The 19,698-nt window shown below is 48.8% G+C and carries 17 protein-coding genes; 6 read left to right on the forward strand and 11 right to left on the reverse strand.

Annotation, left to right across the window (positions count from 1 at the left end):
- Positions 1-150: 150 nt before the first annotated feature.
- Positions 151-903 carry a fumarate/nitrate reduction transcriptional regulator Fnr gene (gene fnr, locus OH663_RS06075; protein WP_003020397.1) on the reverse strand — a complete coding sequence of 251 codons (753 nt, stop codon included), beginning with the start codon at positions 901-903 and terminating at the stop codon, positions 151-153.
- Between the two features lie 194 nt (positions 904-1,097).
- Entirely contained in the window at positions 1,098-1,613 is a 516-nt protein-coding gene (gene ogt / locus OH663_RS06080; RefSeq protein WP_045442884.1) for a methylated-DNA--[protein]-cysteine S-methyltransferase, read from the reverse strand.
- Between the two features lie 200 nt (positions 1,614-1,813).
- Between ogt and smrA the strand changes: the two genes are divergently transcribed.
- The gene (gene smrA / locus OH663_RS06085; RefSeq protein WP_200013274.1) at positions 1,814-2,377 is read left to right on the forward strand and encodes a DNA endonuclease SmrA; all 564 of its coding nucleotides are present in this window, start codon (positions 1,814-1,816) and stop codon (positions 2,375-2,377) included.
- Between the two features lie 11 nt (positions 2,378-2,388).
- On the opposite strand, the gene OH663_RS06090 is transcribed toward smrA, so the two are convergent.
- A complete protein-coding gene (locus OH663_RS06090; protein WP_048221451.1) occupies positions 2,389-3,621 on the reverse strand; it encodes a GGDEF domain-containing protein in 1,233 nt (410 codons plus the stop codon).
- Between the two features lie 163 nt (positions 3,622-3,784).
- On the reverse strand, positions 3,785-5,899 hold the full coding sequence (locus OH663_RS06095; RefSeq protein ID WP_200013291.1) for a putative bifunctional diguanylate cyclase/phosphodiesterase: 2,115 nt from the start codon (positions 5,897-5,899) through the stop codon (positions 3,785-3,787).
- A gap of 406 nt (positions 5,900-6,305) precedes the next feature.
- Between OH663_RS06095 and OH663_RS06100 the strand changes: the two genes are divergently transcribed.
- From OH663_RS06100 to dbpA, 4 genes are all read left to right on the forward strand, one after another.
- Complete coding sequence (locus tag OH663_RS06100; RefSeq protein WP_200042268.1) at positions 6,306-7,472, forward strand: methyl-accepting chemotaxis protein; 1,167 nt, start codon at positions 6,306-6,308, stop codon at positions 7,470-7,472.
- Between the two features lie 148 nt (positions 7,473-7,620).
- Positions 7,621-8,604, forward strand: coding sequence for a zinc transporter ZntB (gene zntB / locus OH663_RS06105; protein ID WP_045442872.1), 984 nt, complete (start codon positions 7,621-7,623; stop codon positions 8,602-8,604).
- Between the two features lie 275 nt (positions 8,605-8,879).
- Positions 8,880-9,062 (forward strand): proline-rich small protein YnaL, encoded by a 183-nt coding sequence (ynaL, locus tag OH663_RS26065; RefSeq protein ID WP_071828929.1) that lies wholly within the window; start codon positions 8,880-8,882, stop codon positions 9,060-9,062.
- Between the two features lie 28 nt (positions 9,063-9,090).
- On the forward strand, positions 9,091-10,464 hold the full coding sequence (gene dbpA / locus OH663_RS06110) for an ATP-dependent RNA helicase DbpA (protein WP_045442869.1): 1,374 nt from the start codon (positions 9,091-9,093) through the stop codon (positions 10,462-10,464).
- A gap of 87 nt (positions 10,465-10,551) precedes the next feature.
- Here dbpA and ttcA read toward each other — a convergent pair whose 3' ends face one another.
- From ttcA to nifJ, 5 genes are all read right to left on the reverse strand, one after another.
- Positions 10,552-11,487 (reverse strand): tRNA 2-thiocytidine(32) synthetase TtcA, encoded by a 936-nt coding sequence (gene ttcA / locus OH663_RS06115; protein WP_045442865.1) that lies wholly within the window; start codon positions 11,485-11,487, stop codon positions 10,552-10,554.
- A gap of 199 nt (positions 11,488-11,686) precedes the next feature.
- Positions 11,687-12,121 carry a universal stress protein UspF gene (gene uspF / locus OH663_RS06120; RefSeq protein WP_045442862.1) on the reverse strand — a complete coding sequence of 145 codons (435 nt, stop codon included), beginning with the start codon at positions 12,119-12,121 and terminating at the stop codon, positions 11,687-11,689.
- Positions 12,122-12,202: 81 nt separating this feature from the next.
- On the reverse strand, positions 12,203-12,415 hold the full coding sequence (locus OH663_RS06125) for a KTSC domain-containing protein (protein WP_071828928.1): 213 nt from the start codon (positions 12,413-12,415) through the stop codon (positions 12,203-12,205).
- A gap of 144 nt (positions 12,416-12,559) precedes the next feature.
- A complete protein-coding gene (gene ompC, locus OH663_RS06130) occupies positions 12,560-13,687 on the reverse strand; it encodes a porin OmpC (protein WP_045442858.1) in 1,128 nt (375 codons plus the stop codon).
- Between the two features lie 364 nt (positions 13,688-14,051).
- Positions 14,052-17,576, reverse strand: coding sequence for a pyruvate:ferredoxin (flavodoxin) oxidoreductase (gene nifJ, locus OH663_RS06135; protein WP_200013273.1), 3,525 nt, complete (start codon positions 17,574-17,576; stop codon positions 14,052-14,054).
- A 273-nt stretch (positions 17,577-17,849) separates the two neighbouring features.
- Between nifJ and OH663_RS06140 the strand changes: the two genes are divergently transcribed.
- The gene (locus OH663_RS06140; RefSeq protein WP_045442854.1) at positions 17,850-18,116 is read left to right on the forward strand and encodes a putative hemolysin; all 267 of its coding nucleotides are present in this window, start codon (positions 17,850-17,852) and stop codon (positions 18,114-18,116) included.
- Positions 18,117-18,129: 13 nt separating this feature from the next.
- On the opposite strand, the gene hslJ is transcribed toward OH663_RS06140, so the two are convergent.
- Complete coding sequence (hslJ, locus tag OH663_RS06145) at positions 18,130-18,549, reverse strand: heat shock protein HslJ (RefSeq protein WP_045442852.1); 420 nt, start codon at positions 18,547-18,549, stop codon at positions 18,130-18,132.
- Positions 18,550-18,661: 112 nt separating this feature from the next.
- Positions 18,662-19,651 (reverse strand): 2-hydroxyacid dehydrogenase, encoded by a 990-nt coding sequence (locus OH663_RS06150; protein ID WP_045442849.1) that lies wholly within the window; start codon positions 19,649-19,651, stop codon positions 18,662-18,664.
- Positions 19,652-19,698: the final 47 nt, after the last annotated feature.

The following is a 19,698-nucleotide window of genomic DNA, read 5'->3' on the forward strand; positions in this document are numbered from 1 at the left end:
ATAAAAAATGAAACAGCAGACTGTAATAAACGTCTGTACTGTTGAAGGCTTTTTTTAAAAGGGAAGGGATTATGTGAAAAAGGAGAGAACCTCCTGCCAAATCAATAAATCGGGAAATTTAACGATTTGACAGAAGGTTAACCTGAAAGATTAAGCAACGTTTCGTGTGTGGCCGGCAAGGACCGCCAGCGCATCGCTGTTCTCGATAGTGATATATTTGCCTTTTACCGCCAACATGCCACTTTTCTGGAATCGACCCAACAGACGACTGATAGTTTCGACCGTCAATCCAAGGTAATTACCAATATCGCCACGAGTCATTGTCAGACGGAATTCGCGAGGTGAGAAGCCACGTTGTGCGAAACGACGGGACAGATTGTAGATAAAGGCCGCCAAACGCTCTTCCGCATTTTTCTTTGACAACAACAGGATCATGTCCTGATCGCCTTTGATCTCGCCGCTCATCAGACGCATCATCTGCTGACGCAGGTTAGGCATCTTACCGGACAGATCGTCGAGAGTTTCGAACGGAATTTCGCATACCATTGAGGTTTCAAGCGCCTGGGCAAAACTTGGGTGATGGCCGCTGCCAATGGCATCGAAACCAACCAGGTCGCCAGCCAGATGAAAGCCGGTAATTTGCTCATCGCCCTGTTCGGTAATGGTGTAACTTTTTATCGTACCGGAGCGGATCGCATAGAGTGATTTAAGCTCATCACCTGCTTTAAAAAGCGTCTGTCCTTTTTGGATAGGCTTTTTGCGCTCGATGATGTTGTCGAGCTGGTCAAGCTCATGCTCGTTAAGTGTGAACGGGATGCAAAGCTGGCTGATGCTGCAATCCTGGCAATGGATAGCACAACCGCCAGACTGAATGCGCCGTATAATTCGCTTTTCCGGGATCATAGGTCTGCTCAAGCCGTAATTGATATTTGTCAATTTTAACATCTTTTTGGTGAGCACGTAAGCCTGAGCTACTCCCAATAGAGAATAATTCAGGCATAAGCTGGTTGAATGTTTGTATCTATCTGATTAACCGCATTTTATTTGAGGGTGTTATATGTGGAAGTGTGATGAATAAGGCATTTATTGCCTGGATCCTAGAGAAGCAAATAGCCTTCGTGGCGCAACAGCCACTCTTTTCGCTGCACACCACCAGCATATCCTGTCATTGTGCCGTTACGTCCAATAACGCGATGGCAGGGGACAACGATACTCACCGGATTAGAACCATTCGCGGCACCAACGGCTCTGGCTGCGCCAGGACGCCCCAACTTCTCTGCCAGTTGTCCATAATGCATCACCTGTCCGCACGGGATTGTGCGTAGTGCTTGCCATACTTCCCGCTGGAAAGGTGTTCCTGCGGTCGCGGTTTCAAGTGAGTCAATGATGCTAAGGTTTCCTGCAAAATAGTCTGACAGCTTGTCGCTCAACCCGCCGGGATTTTTGACGGCACTACGCCGATAACCCTCAGTACGATAATGAATATCCAGCAGTTGTTCCATGCGATCACGGTGCTGGTCCCATTCCACGGCGCGCAGGCGAAACTGCTCGTCACAAATAACCCACAGTGGCCCCAGTGGCGTTGCGATAGTGTCTTCAAGTAAATTCAGCATCCGTTTCTCTCATTACAGGCGCGGCAATTCAGCGGGATCACACAATATCACGCCATTGATATACACAGCTATACCCCCTTAGATCCACTATTGAACTCCTCGTTATCTATGCGAATTATTGGAAATTACCGTAAACCGTTGTCCGTGTAATACTGCGCGGTTATGATAATGGCCGTCGCAAAAACGCTGGAGGATGAAACATGAACCTTGATGATGCATCGCTGTTTCTTGAGGCAATGGGGGATGTTGAACCTCTGAAAGGCTGCGCTGATGTTCACTGGCAACCTGTACGTAACCTGCGCGCTCCGGCACGTATCGATACACTGCAATTAGATAATTACCTCTCGACAGGCTTCCTCGATATCGTACCTCTAAGCGTACCACTGGAGTTTCGTCGCGAAGGTTTGCAGCATGGCGTTATCGACAAGTTGCGTACCGGAAAATATCCTCAGCAGGCGAGCCTCAACCTTCTGCGTCAGCCCGTCGAAAAATGCCGTCAGATGCTATTCAGCTTTATACTCCAGGCACAACAGGATGGTTTGCGTAACGTACTGGTTATTCATGGCAAGGGACGTGACGATAATTCCCATGCCAATATTGTACGCAGCTACGTGGCGCGCTGGTTGACGGAGTTTGAAGATGTGCAGGCCTATTGCACCGCACTGCCGCATCATGGTGGCAGTGGAGCGTGCTATGTTGCGTTACGTAAAACGGCGCAGGCAAAACAGGATAACTGGGAACGTCACGCGAAACGTAGCCGCTAACTGATTCAACCTCAGGCTGCCAGCACTCTGTTCCTGCCTTCATTCTTGGCTTTATATAGCGCGTCGTCCACGCGCTTGAATAACTCATCAATGCTTTCGTTAGCTTCGTGACGTGCCACGCCGATGCTCACGGTAAAGCGGGGCAGACCAGGAAGAGTGACCCTGGCTACCGTCGCGCGTATCACCTCAGCAAGATTAATGGCGACATCCAGAGACGTACGAGGCAGCAGCAAGACAAACTCTTCACCACCCCAGCGAAAAATCAAATCGTCTTTTCTCGCGCAAGATTCCAGCGTGCGAGCCAGAGCGCAAAGCACTTCATCTCCTTTTAAATGACCGAAGAGATCGTTAATGCTCTTAAACCGATCGGTGTCGATCAGCAGCAGGCTGTAATCCTGAGTTAATGATATAGCGTGTGTCTGTTCGGGCTCGGTAATTTGATAAAAATGTCTGCGGTTAAGTAACCCGGTCAATGCGTCATGAAGGGCTGCCCGTTCCAGCTCCTGTTCCAGGCGCTTTTGTTCAGTAATATCATGAATGATGCACAACATGAGTTTGTTGCCGTAAATCTCAATGGGACCGGCGTAGGTTTGTACGTGACGGGTGCTGCCATCAGCAAGTTTATGAACAAAATGTAAGGGCTTATGGCCACCAGGCAAATGCGCTATTTTGTGCATTACCGGTAGTATATGGCGGCCCAGCATATTTATTTCCCAGGTGTGTTTCTGGCACATCACGTCATGGCTGTAGCCATAGAAAGTTAGCGCGCTCAAATTCGCATCGACAATAAGCCCATCGCGTGAGGGGTCGATGAGCAACATCGGCGCTGAGTTTGTCAGAAAAAAACGCGCGTAAAACCCTTGTTTCTTACGCTGATAGGTAGCGGAACGACTGGCTTTCAGCCCCTGTGCGCTGGGGGTCTCAATACCTTCAAAAAGGATAACATCACCAACGTTGGCGAGAGTTCTTATAGACAGGCGGCAGGACAGTGCTATTTCCGCGCCATCCCTATAAACGGTGATAATTTCTACAATGTCGTGATGATTTCTCAAATCACCGAGATACATCGGCAAATCCGCCTGGGCATGGGTCGAGAATATTCCCCTCCTGAGTCGGGAAAAGTTCGGCTCAGGCATTATTTCCCGCGCAACGGCATTGGCGAACACCAGCTCTTCGGTGTGGGGCAAAACGATCCAGACCGGAATGGTTAATAAATCCAGTGAATGCAGTTCAGTTGTGCTCATCGATAATCCCGTTATCTTTATATGCTGTGTTGCCGGTTTAAGGGCGAATAAGAGCCTGTTCCATTAGGTTATTTTATTTGCCATTTTGGCCCCTGACAGAGTTCTAAATTGGCTGCAATAATGTACGCCTACTGGGCCAGGCTCTAATTCTTATTGTTCACGCTCACAATGTTATTGATTGACGGTGAGATAATGGCTGTAAGACTGGTTTAGTTTTAACGGTACTTTCTGTTTGCAGCAACTCATGGATTCTGTGCGCTGGCAGCGGCTTAGCAAACAGGAAACCTTGTAATACTCCGCACCCCATTTGGGTTAGCAACGCTTCCTGTTCCGGAGTCTCTATTCCCTCAGCAACAACGCACATATTCATGGATTGGGCTATGTCAATAATAGTAGACACGATTTTTGTGTTCTTGTTGTTTTCGCTAATATCTTTAACAAATATTCTGTCGATTTTTAATTCCCGGGCCGGGAGAGATTTCAACATCAATATATTTGAATAACCAGTACCGAAATCATCAATAGAAACGATGATCCCAAGAGCAGAAAAGGCATTCAATACTTCCACACTGCGTTTGAGATTTTTAAGCGCGGTACTCTCAGTGAGTTCCAGTGTTAATTGCGCAGGTGAAAGTTGATATTGTGCCAGGGCGTTGCAGACAATATCGACGATATCATGTTGTTCAAACTGCGCGGGTGAGAGATTCACCGCGAGAGTCCACTCTCCATGACCCTGAGATTTCCACTGATGCAACTGGAAGCAAGCCTGCTGGAGAACCCAGGTACCAACAGGAAGTATCAGACCTGTTTCCTCAAGTGCAGGCAGAAACTCAGCAGGCAACAGCACACCGCGCTCAGGGTGATGCCAACGCAGTAACGCTTCAAAACCTGCCAGCGAATGATCGCCTGCGGTATATTTCGGCTGATACCACAACTCAAATTGATTCCGCTCAAGCGCTTGCGACAGTTCCTGTAAAAAGGTGGGAGGCGTAGCGGCAATAGTCTCCATTTCCGGTGAATAAAGCGCCCAGCCGTTTCTGCCAGCCTGTTTGACATGGTACATCGCCATGTCTGCCTTCACTTTGAGCTCATGCAGCGTTGAACCGTGCTCAGGATAAATACTGCTTCCTGCACTTAATGAGACCCTGATAGTGCGTCCGAACAGTGTAAAAGGTTCTTTAATGACACTGGCAATTCGGGTAAGCAGGGCGGAGATAGCATCTTTGTTACTGTCGGGCACCAGAAGAATAAACTCATCGCCCCCCAGTCTTGCGAGTGTCATGGTGTCATCAAGGCATGTATAGATCCGTTGAGTACTGGCAATCAGTAGCTGATCGCCAATGTGATGCCCCCAGGTATCATTGACGACTTTGAACCGATCGAGGTCGATAAAGACCAGCGCAAAGCGTTGTTGATGGAGTTTGGAATGCCGCAGGCAGGCCTGCAAACAGGCGTCGAATTGCGCACGATTAGCCAGGCCGGTCAAAGAATCGAAGTGTACCTGATGCTCAAGCTGGCAGTTTAACTGATGCAGATTGTCAGCCAACCGGGATGTACGCAGTTGAGAGTCCACCATCGAGATAACCAGCATAATACCCAGAATTACCAGAGTAATGGCTGACACCCAGATGGACAATTCAAGCGTACCGATCCCGTCGTTCTGACCGTGCCCTGCGTGCGTGAAGGTTGCCGCCCCCATCCCGGTATAATGCATGGAGGCGATTGCCAGCGCCATAATCAGCGCGGCAATAAGTCGGTTAATCAATACGCGCCGGGTATTTTGTCGTAAATGAAAAGCAAGCCATAAACCGACTCCCGATGCGCCAACAGCAATGATCACCGAGAGCAGTATAAGCAAGTAATCCCATGTAATGGCGGCATGCTCGATAATGGCGGCCATGCCGACGTAATGCATAGTCACCACGCCGGTGCTCAATACGCTTGTCGCGATGGAAAGCCGTTTTATCGATAACGTCTTGCCAGAGATCGCAATATTAATAGCGAGGGTTGCGCTGGCAAGCGCGATAAAGAAAGAAAAGGCGGTGAGGGGAACGTGATAGTTTATGGGCATGTTCATTTTCATGGCCAGCATGCCGATAAAATGCATTGACCAGATCCCCATGCCCAACGTTGCTCCACCAGATAGTCGCCAGAAGGTAGATTCTCGTCGACTGGATATAGCAACTTTGCCCGCACTATCGAGAGCAATAAAAGAGGCGATAAAAGCGACAACAAAGGAAATCCCAATCAATACAGGGTCCCACGAAACGTGCAACATCATACTACCCATCGAAAAAAAGCCGTGATGATAAATTTAGCAGGTTTTGTCCAGTTAACCTGGTAAAACCAGGAGCGCTCTTATTTTTTTACCCGCAGTATTAGTTGAAGCATGCATAGCAAGCCAATACCCATAGTTTACTTATATAAGCATTAATTAAATTTATAGGTTTAGAAGGGAGGGCTTAACCCGGCTGGCATTACAAAACATCGACAGCCCGTCAGATTTTCATCGTTATCAGGATAAAATACCAAGCTAGCATAAACTGATGGCGTAATACTGTGACTTAAGTGAAAAGGCGGCATGCTCTAATTGAATGTTCAGGTTTCGTTATGGAGTAATGGCAATCTACATCGCAGATGCTATAAAAATAATACCCGCATTATTCCTTGATAAGCAGGATCATATGTTAAATAACATCAGTGTCAGGACGTTTATTATTTTATTTCTGGTGTTCACTCTTGTTATCGTCAATGTCGTTGAATTCATATTATCTGCCAGACTGGATGTAATTATTTACGCTAATATTGTAAATGCTATTTCTATATTATGTCTGTGGTGGTACATGACAAAATACCTGGTGGTGCCGATCAATACCGTAAAAAGGAGTATCGAAGAGGTTACATCAGGGAATCTGGCAATCAGCATTCCAGAATTCGGAAATAACTGTGCAGGTCGGCTCATTCCCGGTATTAATAGCTTGTCGAACAATATTTCATCCTTAGTCAGTGAGATAAGAACGTCCTCAAGAACTGCGATGACGCTCTCAGAACAACTCGCCGAGCGCAGTGCTGAGCTGTCAGTTAAAACGGAACAGCAATCAGGGGCATTAATGCAAACAACCGCAAACATGGATGAAATCGCAGTCAGCACACGAAATAATGCGGATAACACGCAGATGGCCAGCGCTCAGGCTAATATCGCGACGCAATCCGCGCGTCAGGGCGGCGAATTAATGGTGCAGGTAGCGTCAAATATGCGCTCTATTACTGAATGTGCGGAACAGATGACGGAAATTATTACGCTGATAGATGGCATTGCATTTCAGACGAACATCCTGGCACTGAATGCCGCAGTGGAGGCAGCAAGGGCAGGTGAGCATGGTAAAGGATTTTCCGTGGTTGCAGGTGAAGTGAGAATACTTGCACATCGTAGCGCAGAGGCGGCAAAAAATATTAAACGGCTAATTGATGAGACACATTACAATGTTCAACAGGGCGCAGCTGTTGTGCGCGAAGCAGAAAAAAATATGCAGGACATTGTCGATGGTGCCGGCCAATTAAACCAGTTGATGGGTGAAATACTGACGACAACGCAGGAGCAGGAAAAAGGGATCACGAAGATTACCCAGGCCCTGGCTGAACTGGAAAATGTGACCCAAAGCAATGCCATCATGGTCGATGAATTATCTGACTCTTCAGGTATTCTGAAAAGTCAGGTGAATGACCTCCAGTCCCGAACACATAAATTTCGCTTGAGTACTATCTCAGTGGCTGATCCACTCACACAATCCAGAGGCAGTTCTGTTGTAACAGGAATAAGTCGACGGGATAGATATGGTCATTCATTCTAATCCTGCTGTAAAAGCGCTGACATCGTCGGCGCTTTTACTTTATCTGAACATTTTTCTGAATCATTTCAGCACAATGGGACAATGAGATATTGCTTAACATATTCTGAAGGCTAGACTAACGAAAAAGCTGAGTGTATGTGGAGGTGCTGTGGAAGCCATTAGGGGATCTGAAGTTAATGTGCCGGATGCCGTATTTGCCTGGCTGCTGGATGGCCAAGGTGGGGTGAAACCGCTTGATGATAACGATGTTATCGACAGTCAGCATCCCTGTTGGTTGCATCTTAATTATACCCATCCGGATAGCGCGCAATGGCTGGCGACAACGCCGTTACTTCCTAACAATGTGCGTGATGCGCTGGCAGGAGAAAGCATGCGCCCGCGCGTAAGCCGAATGGGCGAAGGCACGTTGATCACGTTGCGCTGTATTAATGGCAGCACCGATGAACGTCCAGACCAGCTTGTCGCGATGCGTGTGTATATGGATGAGCGTCTGATTGTTTCTACACGCCAGCGTAAAGTTTTGGCGCTGGATGATGTGGTCAGCGAGCTGGAGGAAGGGACGGGACCGAATGATTGCGGAGGCTGGTTGGTCGATGTGTGCGATGCCTTGACCGATCATGCCAGCGAATTTATCGAGCAACTGCATGATAAAATCATCGACCTGGAAGACAATTTGCTTGATCAGCAAATCCCGCCACGAGGCTTTCTGGCATTACTGCGTAAGCAACTGATTGTCATGCGTCGCTACATGGCTCCTCAACGCGATGTTTACTCGCGTTTAGCGAGTGACCGTTTACCGTGGATGACCGACGACCAGCGCCGCCGGATGCAGGATATTTCCGACAGACTGGGAAGAGGTCTGGATGAGATAGACGCTTGTATCGCCCGAACCGGCATTATGGCGGATGAAATTGCGCAGGTTATGCAGGAATCGCTGGCTCGCAGAACCTATACCATGTCATTGATGGCAATGGTCTTTCTGCCCAGCACATTTTTAACCGGATTATTCGGCGTTAACCTCGGAGGCATTCCTGGTGGAGGCTGGCAATTTGGCTTCTCGTTGTTTTGTATTCTGTTAGTTGTCCTGATTGGTGGTGTTACCTTATGGTTGCATCGTAGTAAATGGTTGTAACAACAACGTTTTTTAGAGCCTTTCGCAGATGAAAACGCCCATTCTTTTGAGCGAAGTCAATAAACCATCTACCTATTCGGGGCAATATCTCTCTCGCAGGTGAATGCAACGTCAAGCGATGGGCGTTGCGCTCCATATTGTCTTACTTCCTTTTTTGAATTACTGCATAGCACAATTGATTCGTACGACGCCGACTTAGATTAGTCGGCTTTTTTTTGCCTGCAGGAAATCAGCGTCTACCCTAAAAGAGTCAGCCTGATTGACTGGAGGATAATATGACCTGCCTGATTGCATTACTGCAGCTACAAGTCCCAAACGCCGAGTCGTTACCTACCGATCCGGTCCCTGTACCCGATCCGATACCCCGTCCGCAACCGATGCCGGACCCACCACCGGATCAAGAACCGATTAAATTGTCGCATCACAGGCGGAGATCTGCGAGGATACGCGCCTGCTGAATGTGAGTTTTTACCGCGAGATAAAATTGTGACCGCTTTTTCTACCCTGAATGTTTTGCCTGCCGCCCAACTCGAGAATCTCAATGAGCTGGGTTATCTTGAAATGACGCCTGTTCAGGCCGCTGCGCTGCCGGCGATCCTGGCCGGAAAAGATGTTCGCGTGCAGGCAAAAACCGGCAGTGGCAAAACGGCCGCGTTTGGTCTTGGGCTTTTACAGCATATTGATGCCTCTCTTTTCCAGACGCAATCACTGGTCTTGTGCCCGACGCGGGAACTCGCTGACCAGGTGGCTGGTGAGCTTCGTCGTTTAGCGCGTTTTCTGCCCAATACCAAGATCTTAACCTTGTGCGGTGGACAACCCTTTGGTGCGCAGCGCGATTCACTTCAACATGCGCCGCACATCATTGTCGCTACGCCAGGCCGTTTACTTGACCACCTGCAAAAGGGAACAGTCTCTCTGGATGCCCTGAATACGCTGGTCATGGATGAAGCCGATCGTATGCTGGATATGGGCTTTAGCGACGCGATCGATGATGTGATCCGCTTTGCACCACCTTCACGTCAGACGCTGTTGTTTTCAGCAACCTGGCCGGAAGCGATTGCCGCTATCAGTGGTAGGGTGCAGCAAAATCCGTTAACGATCGAGATTGATACAGTTGATGCGTTACCCGCCATCGAACAGCAATTTTTTGAAACTTCTGCGCACGGCAAAATTGCGTTACTGCAAAAATTGCTTAGTCAGCATCAGCCGGCATCATGCGTTGTTTTTTGCAATACCAAAAAAGATTGTCAGTCAGTTTGCGATGCGCTGAACGCGGCAGGACAAAGTGCACTGTCGTTACATGGTGATCTTGAACAGCGCGATCGTGATCAAACTCTGGTTCGTTTTGCGAACGGAAGCGCTCGCGTACTGGTTGCAACCGATGTTGCTGCGCGAGGCCTCGATATTAAATCACTTGAGCTGGTAGTTAACTTCGAACTGGCATGGGATCCGGAAGTCCATGTACACCGTATCGGACGTACGGCGCGTGCCGGTAACAGCGGGCTGGCTATCAGTTTCTGTGCGCCGGAAGAGGCTCAACGTGCCAATATTCTTTCCGAAATGTTACAGCTGAAGCTGAACTGGCTGCCTGCACCAGGCAATAGCGCAATCGTGCCGCTTGAAGCCGAAATGGCAACGCTGTGTATTGACGGTGGTAAAAAGGCAAAAATGCGTCCAGGAGATGTTTTAGGGGCACTGACCGGAGATATCGGTCTGGATGGCGCTGATATAGGCAAGATTGCCGTTCATCCGGCGCATGTTTATGTCGCCGTTCGCCAGGCTGTAGCGCATAAAGCATGGAAGCAATTGCAAGGCGGTAAAATCAAAGGCAAAACTTGCCGGGTTCGTCTACTGAAATAAATGTCGTGCCGGAGCGCCTGATGGCGCACAGCCTGAAGGCCTACAGACGCTCACGCGCTTTGTAGGCCTGATAAAACGAGTCGTAAATTACTTCACTTCCACAACGTTCAGTCGTAACTCATCCAGTTGATTGTCATCTTCTTCTGGCTGCCAGCCGGCGGGTTGCAGCGGGATATCTTCACGATCAAAAGCCAGGTCGCCACCGTCCACGACTTCTGAACCATGTTTAATGCCTTTGAAATCGAAAAGATTGATATCGCTAAGGTGTGAAGGCACAACGTTTTGCATCGCGCTAAACATGGTTTCAATACGCCCTGGATAACGTTTGTCCCAGTCGCGCAGCATATCGGCGATCACCTGGCGCTGCAGGTTAGGCTGTGAACCGCAAAGGTTACACGGAATAATCGGGTAGCCCTTGGCTTCGGCGAAACGCTCGATGTCTTTTTCTCGGCAGTAGGCTAACGGGCGGATCACGATGTGCTTACCATCATCGCTCATCAGTTTCGGCGGCATGCCTTTCATTTTCCCGCCATAAAACATGTTCAAAAACAGCGTTTGCAGAATATCATCGCGATGGTGCCCCAACGCAATTTTCGTGGCGCCTAATTCTGTTGCAGTGCGGTACAGGATACCGCGGCGCAGGCGGGAGCAAAGAGAACAGGTGGTTTTACCTTCAGGAATTTTATCTTTGACGATACCGTAGGTATTCTCTTCGACGATTTTATATTCAACGCCAAGCTGTTCCAGATACTCCGGCAAAACATGCTCCGGGAATCCAGGCTGTTTCTGGTCAAGGTTAACAGCAACCAGAGAAAAACTGATTGGTGCGCTCTGCTGTAAGTTACGCAGAATTTCCAGCATGGTGTAGCTGTCTTTCCCACCGGAAAGGCAAACCATAATACGATCGCCATCTTCTATCATATTGAAGTCGGCAATAGCTTCGCCCACGTTACGGCGCAGACGCTTTTGTAATTTGTTCAGGTTGTATTGTTCTTTCTTGCTAAAATCTTGATTTTGCGACATTTAGTAGAGGCTCAATTCATAGTGTGGCATCAGAAGCGTATGCATCACGCCGGATAGTCCGGCAAAAAGAAGTCTGATATAAAAACTGTGGCGTGTATGGTACGGATAAGCGGGAAAAATGTCAGCACATTTAGGTCAGGAATCGTGGGGTAAAAGGGTGAGAAATGAAAAGCCCGCAGCGATGTGCGGGCCAAACAGCTTAGCGAACAACCAGAACGGAACACTCCGCATGACGTACTACGGCAGCGGCGTTAGAACCCAGCAGGTAAGTGGTGATGTCCGGGCGGTGAGAGGCAATAATCACCATATCTGCCGGTAATTTTTTTGCTATCTCCAGAATTTTGTCTTTTGGTGCACCTTCAGCAACATGCACCTGTACTCTGTCAGTCGGGATATTGAACTTCTTGATAATCTCTTCCAGTTGAGATTTTGCTTCGGCTTTCAGATCGTCCATGGCCGGTAACTCTGCCGAGTAGGCCAGTCCCAGAGAAGCATAATAGGGCAATGACGGAATGACGGTCAAAAAATGAACCTGCGCATCGTCAATTTTTGCCTCAGCTTCAACATGGGCAATAACGCGTTGAGTTAATTCTGAGTCTGAAATATCGATGGGTACAAGAATCGTTCTGTTCATAAAACCTCCTGTTTAAGTATCCATCTAAAGCTTACCGCGTAATGGCACTTTATGTACAATGACAGAGGTCACATTTTGGCATCACTTTATTTTGATTTCAGGAAATTTGCCTTTTATTACTCCATCGTAAAACCGGCCTTTAGACACTACTTTCAGGAAATCGCGAAAAACACGGACTGGGACATGCTGATATTGCAGCGTACCCATCTGGTGAAACCTAATTTCAAGCGTGAAGGAGGATTCGTCATAACCGACGGATGCAATACGAGATGATTTGACGGGGTGATGATTCATTGCGGGCATCCTCTACGACAGCACTTAATGCAATATATCATCTATCAAAGAAACGTTTTAACGCAACAGATATAATGTTTTGATCCAGATAAAACAGAATTACCATAAAAAGAATGGCCCGCTGTTTCCAGCGGGCTGACAAACTTAGAACTGATAAACCAGACCCAGTGCTACAACGTCATCAGTGGTGATACCGTTGTTTGCATAGAAGCTGTCATCTTCGTCCAGCAGGTTGATTTTATAATCAACGTAGGTGGACATATTTTTATTGAAGTAGTAAGTCGCGCCAATGTCAGCGTATTTAACCAGATCTTTGTCACCGTCAGTTGCGTTCAGATCCTGACCTTTAGACATCAGGAAAGAAACTGCCGGACGCAGACCAAAGTCGAACTGGTACTGTGCAGTGACTTCAAAGTTCTGAGTTTTATTAGCGATGGTGTTGCTAGCGTCACCGTTACTGTCGCCGTACGGAGTCATGTTACGGGTTTCAGAGTACATGGTTGCCAGGTAGATGTTGTTGGCATCATATTTCAGACCAGCAGTCCATGCGTCAGCTTTATCGCCGCCAGCAGTAGAGTGGTTGACCTGGTCATTCGTGCGGTCAGAAGAGGTGTATGCCGCACCGAAGCTTACGCCCATACCCAGATCGTAGGTTGAGGAGATACCGAAGCCGTCACCGTTGGAGTTCTTCATGTTACGGTCGCCGCCATTACCCGTACCTTCCTGCTCCGGGGACTGGTTTTCGTTAGCGCCCTGGTACTGCAGTGCAAAGTTCAAGCCGTTTACCAGACCGAAGAAATCAGTGTTGCGGTAGGTTGCAACGCCATTCGCACGACCGGTCATGAAGTTATCAGCTTTGGTGTAAGAGTCGCCACCGAATTCTGGCAGCATATCGGTCCAGCCTTCTACGTCGTACAGTACGCCGTAGTTACGACCGTAGTCGAATGAACCGTAGTCGCCAAATTTCAGACCAGCAAATGCCAGACGAGTGAAGCTGTTGCCATGGTCGCTTTCAGTCGTGTTAGCGTTAACCTGATATTCCCACTGACCGAAACCAACCAGTTGGTCGTTGATCTGAGTTTCACCTTTGAAACCCAGACGCATATAAGTCTGATCGCCATCATTGTTAGCGTCATCAGAGAAATAGTGCAGACCATCTACTTTACCGTAGAGATCTAATTTATTGCCGTCTTTATTATAAACTTCAGCAGCGTGAGCAGCGCCAGCAGCTAACAGGGCAGGAATTACGAGAGCCAATACTTTTCTGTTCATTGAAATAATCCTTTAGTTTTTTTATTTACCTGTGACTACCCATATAGGGAGTAAAAGCATGCTAAAGGAGAAGTTCCGTAAAGAGATAAATATGAATTGTTACGCCTTAAGTAAAACCTTAAGCAAATAATACTACAGAAATGATGATAATTATCGTGAATGTATTGAAGTTAAATATATAAAATTAAAATTATACAAGTCAATTTTGTTGGGATATTCTGCGCAGGTTATATGCCTTTATTGTCACGTTTTATTTTTCGTTGGGGAATTAGTAGAAATATTGATTAGCCAGCGAATAAATTGACAAGCCCGAACAACTGTTCGGGCTTTTTTTTGACTTCAGGCTACTACTTACCTAAACGTTTTAATCGGTACTGCTCTTTTCTGCTTTTCCTGCCAGTTGCGCGAGGAAGTCATAGCGTTTTTGCAAATCAGCCGTAGCATCCTTCCACAGTTGTTCAGCAACCTCAGGCTGCTGAGCGTTAAGACGGCGGAAACGCTGCTCATTCATCAGCGTCTCAGCCAGTGCGTCTGACGGAGGACGAGAGTCAAGAGCCAGCGGCAGTTTCCCTTCGTCAGCACGACGCGGATCAAAGCGGTACAGTGGCCAGAATCCGGTCGCCGTGAGCTGACGCATTTGATCGTGGCTCAGGGCAAGATCGTAACCGTGCTCTTCACAAGGACTATACGCAATAATCAGCGACGGGCCCGGGTATGATTCAGCTTCCTGAATAGCTTTCACCGTTTGATTCAACTGCGCGCCTAAAGAGATCTGTGCGACATAAACATGACCGTACATCATCATACTTACACCGAGATCTTTACGGGCTTTACGCTTACCATGTTCGCCAAATTTGGTGACGGCACCAAGAGGCGTAGCTTTTGACGCTTGCCCACCCGTATTGGAGTAGCACTGGGTATCCAGCACCAGGATGTTAACGTTTTCGGTAAGGCTTAAGACGTGGTCCAGGCCGCCAAAGCCAATGTCATAGGCCCAGCCATCACCACCAATCAGCCAGATGGATTTCTCAACCAGTGCGTCGGCGTCGGTTAACAGTTGCTGTGCACCGTCAACACCTTGTAGATGCTGGCGCAACGCTGCAACCTGTTCACGACGAACCTCAGGTGTTGCTTCAGCGTGCAGGGCCTCATTCAGCTCCGCCGGGATTTTATCAGCAAACTGCTCCAGTAAACGCATTACACGCACACGATGCTGATCCACCGTTAAACGGAAACCCAGACCAAATTCGGCATTATCTTCAAACAGTGAGTTAGCCCACGCCGGTCCCCGACCATTGGCATCGGTGGTATATGGCGTTGAGGGCAGGTTACCGCCATAAATCGATGAACAACCGGTCGCGTTAGCGATCAGCATGCGATCGCCGTACAGCTGCGTAAGCAATTTAATATACGGTGTTTCACCGCAGCCAGAACAGGCTCCGGAATATTCAAACAGTGGGGTAATCAACTGAGAAGTACGAATATCGATACGTTCCAGTTTGCTGCGGTCAATCTCAGGAAGATTGAGGAAGAAGTCATAGTTCACTTTTTCTTCTTCAACATGCTCAAGGCGGGACATCATATTGATGGCCTTGATCTCCGGATTCTGGCGATCTTTTGCCGGGCACACTTCAACGCAAAGATTACAGCCGGTACAGTCTTCTGGCGCGACTTGCAGTACATACTTCTGACCGCGCATATCGCGTGATTTTACATCCAGTGAATGCAGACTGGCAGGGGCATTTTCCAGCGCTTCCGGCGAAACCACCTTGGCACGGATTGCCGAGTGCGGACAGGCGGCAACACAGTGGTTGCACTGGGTGCACAGCTCTTCTTTCCAGATAGGGATCTCTTCGGCGATATTGCGTTTTTCCCAGCGCGTGGTACCCATCGGCCAGGTGCCGTCCGGCGGAAGTGCTGATACGGGCAGGGCATCTCCCAGACCGGCGAGCATAGCGGCGGTCACGGTTTTAACAAAGTCAGGGGCCGCATCAGAAACAACCGGAGGGCGATTGGCGCTGTGAGGGTCTACCGGCTGCAACGCCACTTCGGCGACGGATTCACGTGCCAGCGCCAGCGCCTGCCAGTTACGTTCAACCAGGTCCTGACCTTTGCTGCTGTAGCTTTTCGCGATCGCGCCCTGCAGTTCCGCCAGTGCGCTGTCGCCAGGTAAAATTTGCGTCAAATGGAAGAATGCCATTTGCATGACGGTGTTGATTCGCGCCGCCAGGCCACACTCGCGAGCGATTTTAGCCGCATTAATCACGTAAAAACGTGCTTTCTTCTGATTAAGTACTGCCTGAACTTCCTGCGGCAGGCGCGCCCAGACTTCATCGACACTGTATGGCGTATTGAGCAGGAAAATACCGCCAGGCTTCAGTCGCTCCGCCATTTGATACTTATCAATAAACTGCAGTTGATGGCAGCCAACGAAATCTGCCTGCGAAACCAGATAGGCTGAACGAATAGGTTGCTCGCTGACGCGTAAATGGGAAACTGTCAGACCACCCGCTTTTTTCGAGTCGTAGACGAAGTAACCCTGTGCATACCATGGCGTAGAGTTGCCGATAATTTTGATGTTATTTTTGGTGGCAGACACACTGCCGTCGCTGCCCAGTCCGTAAAACAGGGCTTCGAGTTTAGCGGTACCGGGTAGGGTGTTTTCCGGCAGAGGGAGCGACAGATTCGTTACATCATCATAGATGCCGACCGTAAAGCGTGGTTTCGGTTTAGCGTTGTTCAACTCATTAAACACCGCCATTACACAATCCGGGCCAAACTCTTTCGAAGAAAGACCATAGCGACCACCAATAACGCGCGGCAACGTTTCTCGCTCACCGCAGTTAAACGCTTCGGCAAGCGCTGTCATGACATCCAGATACAACGGTTCAGCCTGTGCGCCAGGCTCTTTTGTGCGATCCAGTACAGCGACACTGCGTGCCGTTTCTGGGAGGGCCTGCAGTAAATGTCTGGCAGAGAATGGGCGGAACAGACGCACTTTGAGCACGCCGACTTTTTCGCCGCGAGTAAGTAACTCTTCCACGACTTCTTCGCAGGTTCCAATCGCAGAGCCCATCAAAATAATGACGCGTTCTGCCAGTGGATGACCAAAGTATTCAAACGGCTGGTATTGGCGGCCCGTCGCGGCAGCGAAATCGTTCATCGCCTGCTCGACGTGATCATAGACCGCGTTGTACCACGGGTTAGTGGCTTCACGAGACTGGAAATAGGTATCCGGGTTAGCCGATGTTCCGCGAATAACCGGATGTTCCGGATTAAGTGCACGGGAACGATGGGCATCAATCTCCGTCTGCGGCATCAGTCCGAGGATCGTGTCATCGGCCAGCGGTACAATCTTATTGATTTCATGCGATGTGCGGAAACCATCAAAGAAATGAATAAAAGGAACTCGGCTTTTCAGCGTAGCAATTTGCGAAATCAGCGCAAAATCCTGAGCTTCCTGTACGCTGCTGGCGCACAGCATGGCGCAGCCCGTCTGCCGAACGGCCATTACGTCCGAATGGTCGCCAAAGATAGACAGTGCATGAGTGGCAATGGTGCGGGCAGCAACGTGCAGCACAAATGGCGTCAGCTGACCGGCCAGTTTGTACAACGTCGGGATCATCAGCAACAGACCTTGCGATGAGGTAAACGACGTAGAGAGCGCACCGGTCTGCAATGCACCGTGAACAGTTGCAATAGCACCGCCTTCAGACTGCATTTCCACTACGCGTGGGGTATCCCCCCAGACATTTTTAAGCCCGTTCCCGGCCCAGGCATCAGCCTGTTCTGCCATCGTCGAACTGGGCGTAATCGGGTAGATGGCGATAACCTCGCTGGTACGAAATGCGACCGAAGCAACCGCACCATTACCGTCAATTGTGATCATACTGACACCCTTACATTGCGCAAAAAGGGGACTCGCGAAACAGTTGCGAGTCCTGTAATTATCTTTCTATTTTAGCAAATGCCATCCGGACACATTTTCGCTTTTGTGTCCCTGGAATAAAGAGAATGAATGGTTTGATCAAAGGAGTAGCCAAAAAATTGGCAGGAAATGTAAATGATACGCATAAATGCGCATCTTGCCTCTCGACGTCAGTGTTTCTGCTGCCTATTATTTATGGCTGTGTCGTTTGGTTAATATTCAGAGGGGAGTGAAATGCGCGCAGCGTTTTGGGTAGGGTGTGCCGCGTTATTATTATCGGCTTGCAGCAGTGAACCCGTTCAGCAGGCAACGGCCGCACACGTCGCACCAGGTATGAGAGCAGCAATGTCCAGTTCCGGAGAAGCTAACTGCGCTATGATTGGTGGTTCACTTTCTGTTGCCCGTCAACTGGATGGTTCAGCCATCGGGATGTGTGCATTACCCAACGGCAAACGCTGTAGTGAGCAGTCGCTTGCCGCAGGAAGCTGTGGAAACTACTGAGTTTCCGTATTGACTACATTAAATCAGCCAGTTTATACGTCAGAGTTTGTTCGGCTGTCGCCAGTGTTAGCTGGTTAGCCGTCAAATCGACCTGTGCACCTTGCTCAAACATCTTGCTGACAATGCCATCGAGCGCGTTCAGCTGTGGGTCGGCGCACATCATGCGGGTCATTGCCAGGTTTTTCACCTTCAGTTCGCCGTCGGACAGTTTGCCCTGACCGGTAAATTGGTTACACATTTTGCCTGACACCGTCATGTTTTCGCCAAAACTTAATTCGGGCTGATTCTTTGCAACGGTTATCGGTTTGCCATTCACACTTTCCAGAACGAAACGGTGGTGCTGTAACTGTTCGCGATTGACGGAAACCTTTCCATTGCTCGCACAGCCAGCCATAAGCATGCTGAGCGCAATCAACGTGACAACTTTCTTCATTGAATTTCTCTACATTCGTGATGTGAATACAATCAGTATAATAATGATATCGCCGGATATATCATCAGGGGTTATCTGAAAATGCTCCCCTGATAGCAGGGGAGCAAAGCGGTCAGAAGAGGGCGTTCGGGCAGGTTTCGCCTTTGGAAATTTGTGCCAGGTTCTGCAACGTTGTTTCAGAGATACTGATCAACGCTTCGGCCGTCAGGAACGCCTGATGCCCGGTAAACAGCACGTTGTGGCAGGCAGACAAGCGGCGGAACACATCATCCTGAATGACATCGTTAGATTTATCTTCAAAGAAGAGATCGCGTTCATTTTCATACACATCCATACCCAAAGAACCAATTTTCTGGTTTTTCAGGGCATCAATAGCCGCCTGTGAGTCGATCAGCGCACCACGACTGGTGTTGACAATCATCACGCCATTCTTCATTTGTTCAAAGGCTTCGTGGTTGAGCAGATGATAATTTTCCGGCGTTAACGGGCAGTGCAGGGAAATGACATCCGACTCCGCAAACAGTGTTTTGAGATCGACATATTCAACGCCTAATTCCAGGGCTGCGGCACTTGGATATGGATCAAAGGCCAGCAGACGCATACCAAAGCCTTTCAGGATCCTCAGTGCGGCAATACCAATTTTACCGGTACCGATCACCCCAGCCGTTTTGCCGTACATAGTGAAGCCGGTCAGCCCTTCAAGAGAAAAGTTGGCATCACGGGTACGCTGATAAGCACGATGAATTCGGCGGTTTAATGTCATCATCATGCCGATCGCATGTTCTGCGACCGCTTCAGGTGAATACGCCGGCACACGAACAACCTGCAGACCCAGCTCTTTGGCCGCATCCAGATCGACGTTGTTAAATCCGGCGCAGCGCAGGGCGATGTACTTAACACCATGGTTTTTCAATTCTTCCAGAACCGGGCGGCTGCCATCGTCGTTAACGAAGATACATACGGCTTCGCAGCCATGGGCTGTTTTGGCCGTCTTTTCCGTAAGCAGAAAGTCAAAGAATTCAAGTTCAAAACCAAAAGCCTCGTTAACCTGCTGCAGGTACTTCTTGTCGTACTGTTTTGTACTATAGATGGCGAGTTTCATAAGACTTTCTCCAGTGATTTTAAAATCACATTAATCCAATTCAAATT

Source organism: Citrobacter sp. Marseille-Q5395 (genome assembly GCF_947057495.1).
GTDB lineage: Bacteria > Pseudomonadota > Gammaproteobacteria > Enterobacterales > Enterobacteriaceae > Citrobacter > Citrobacter murliniae.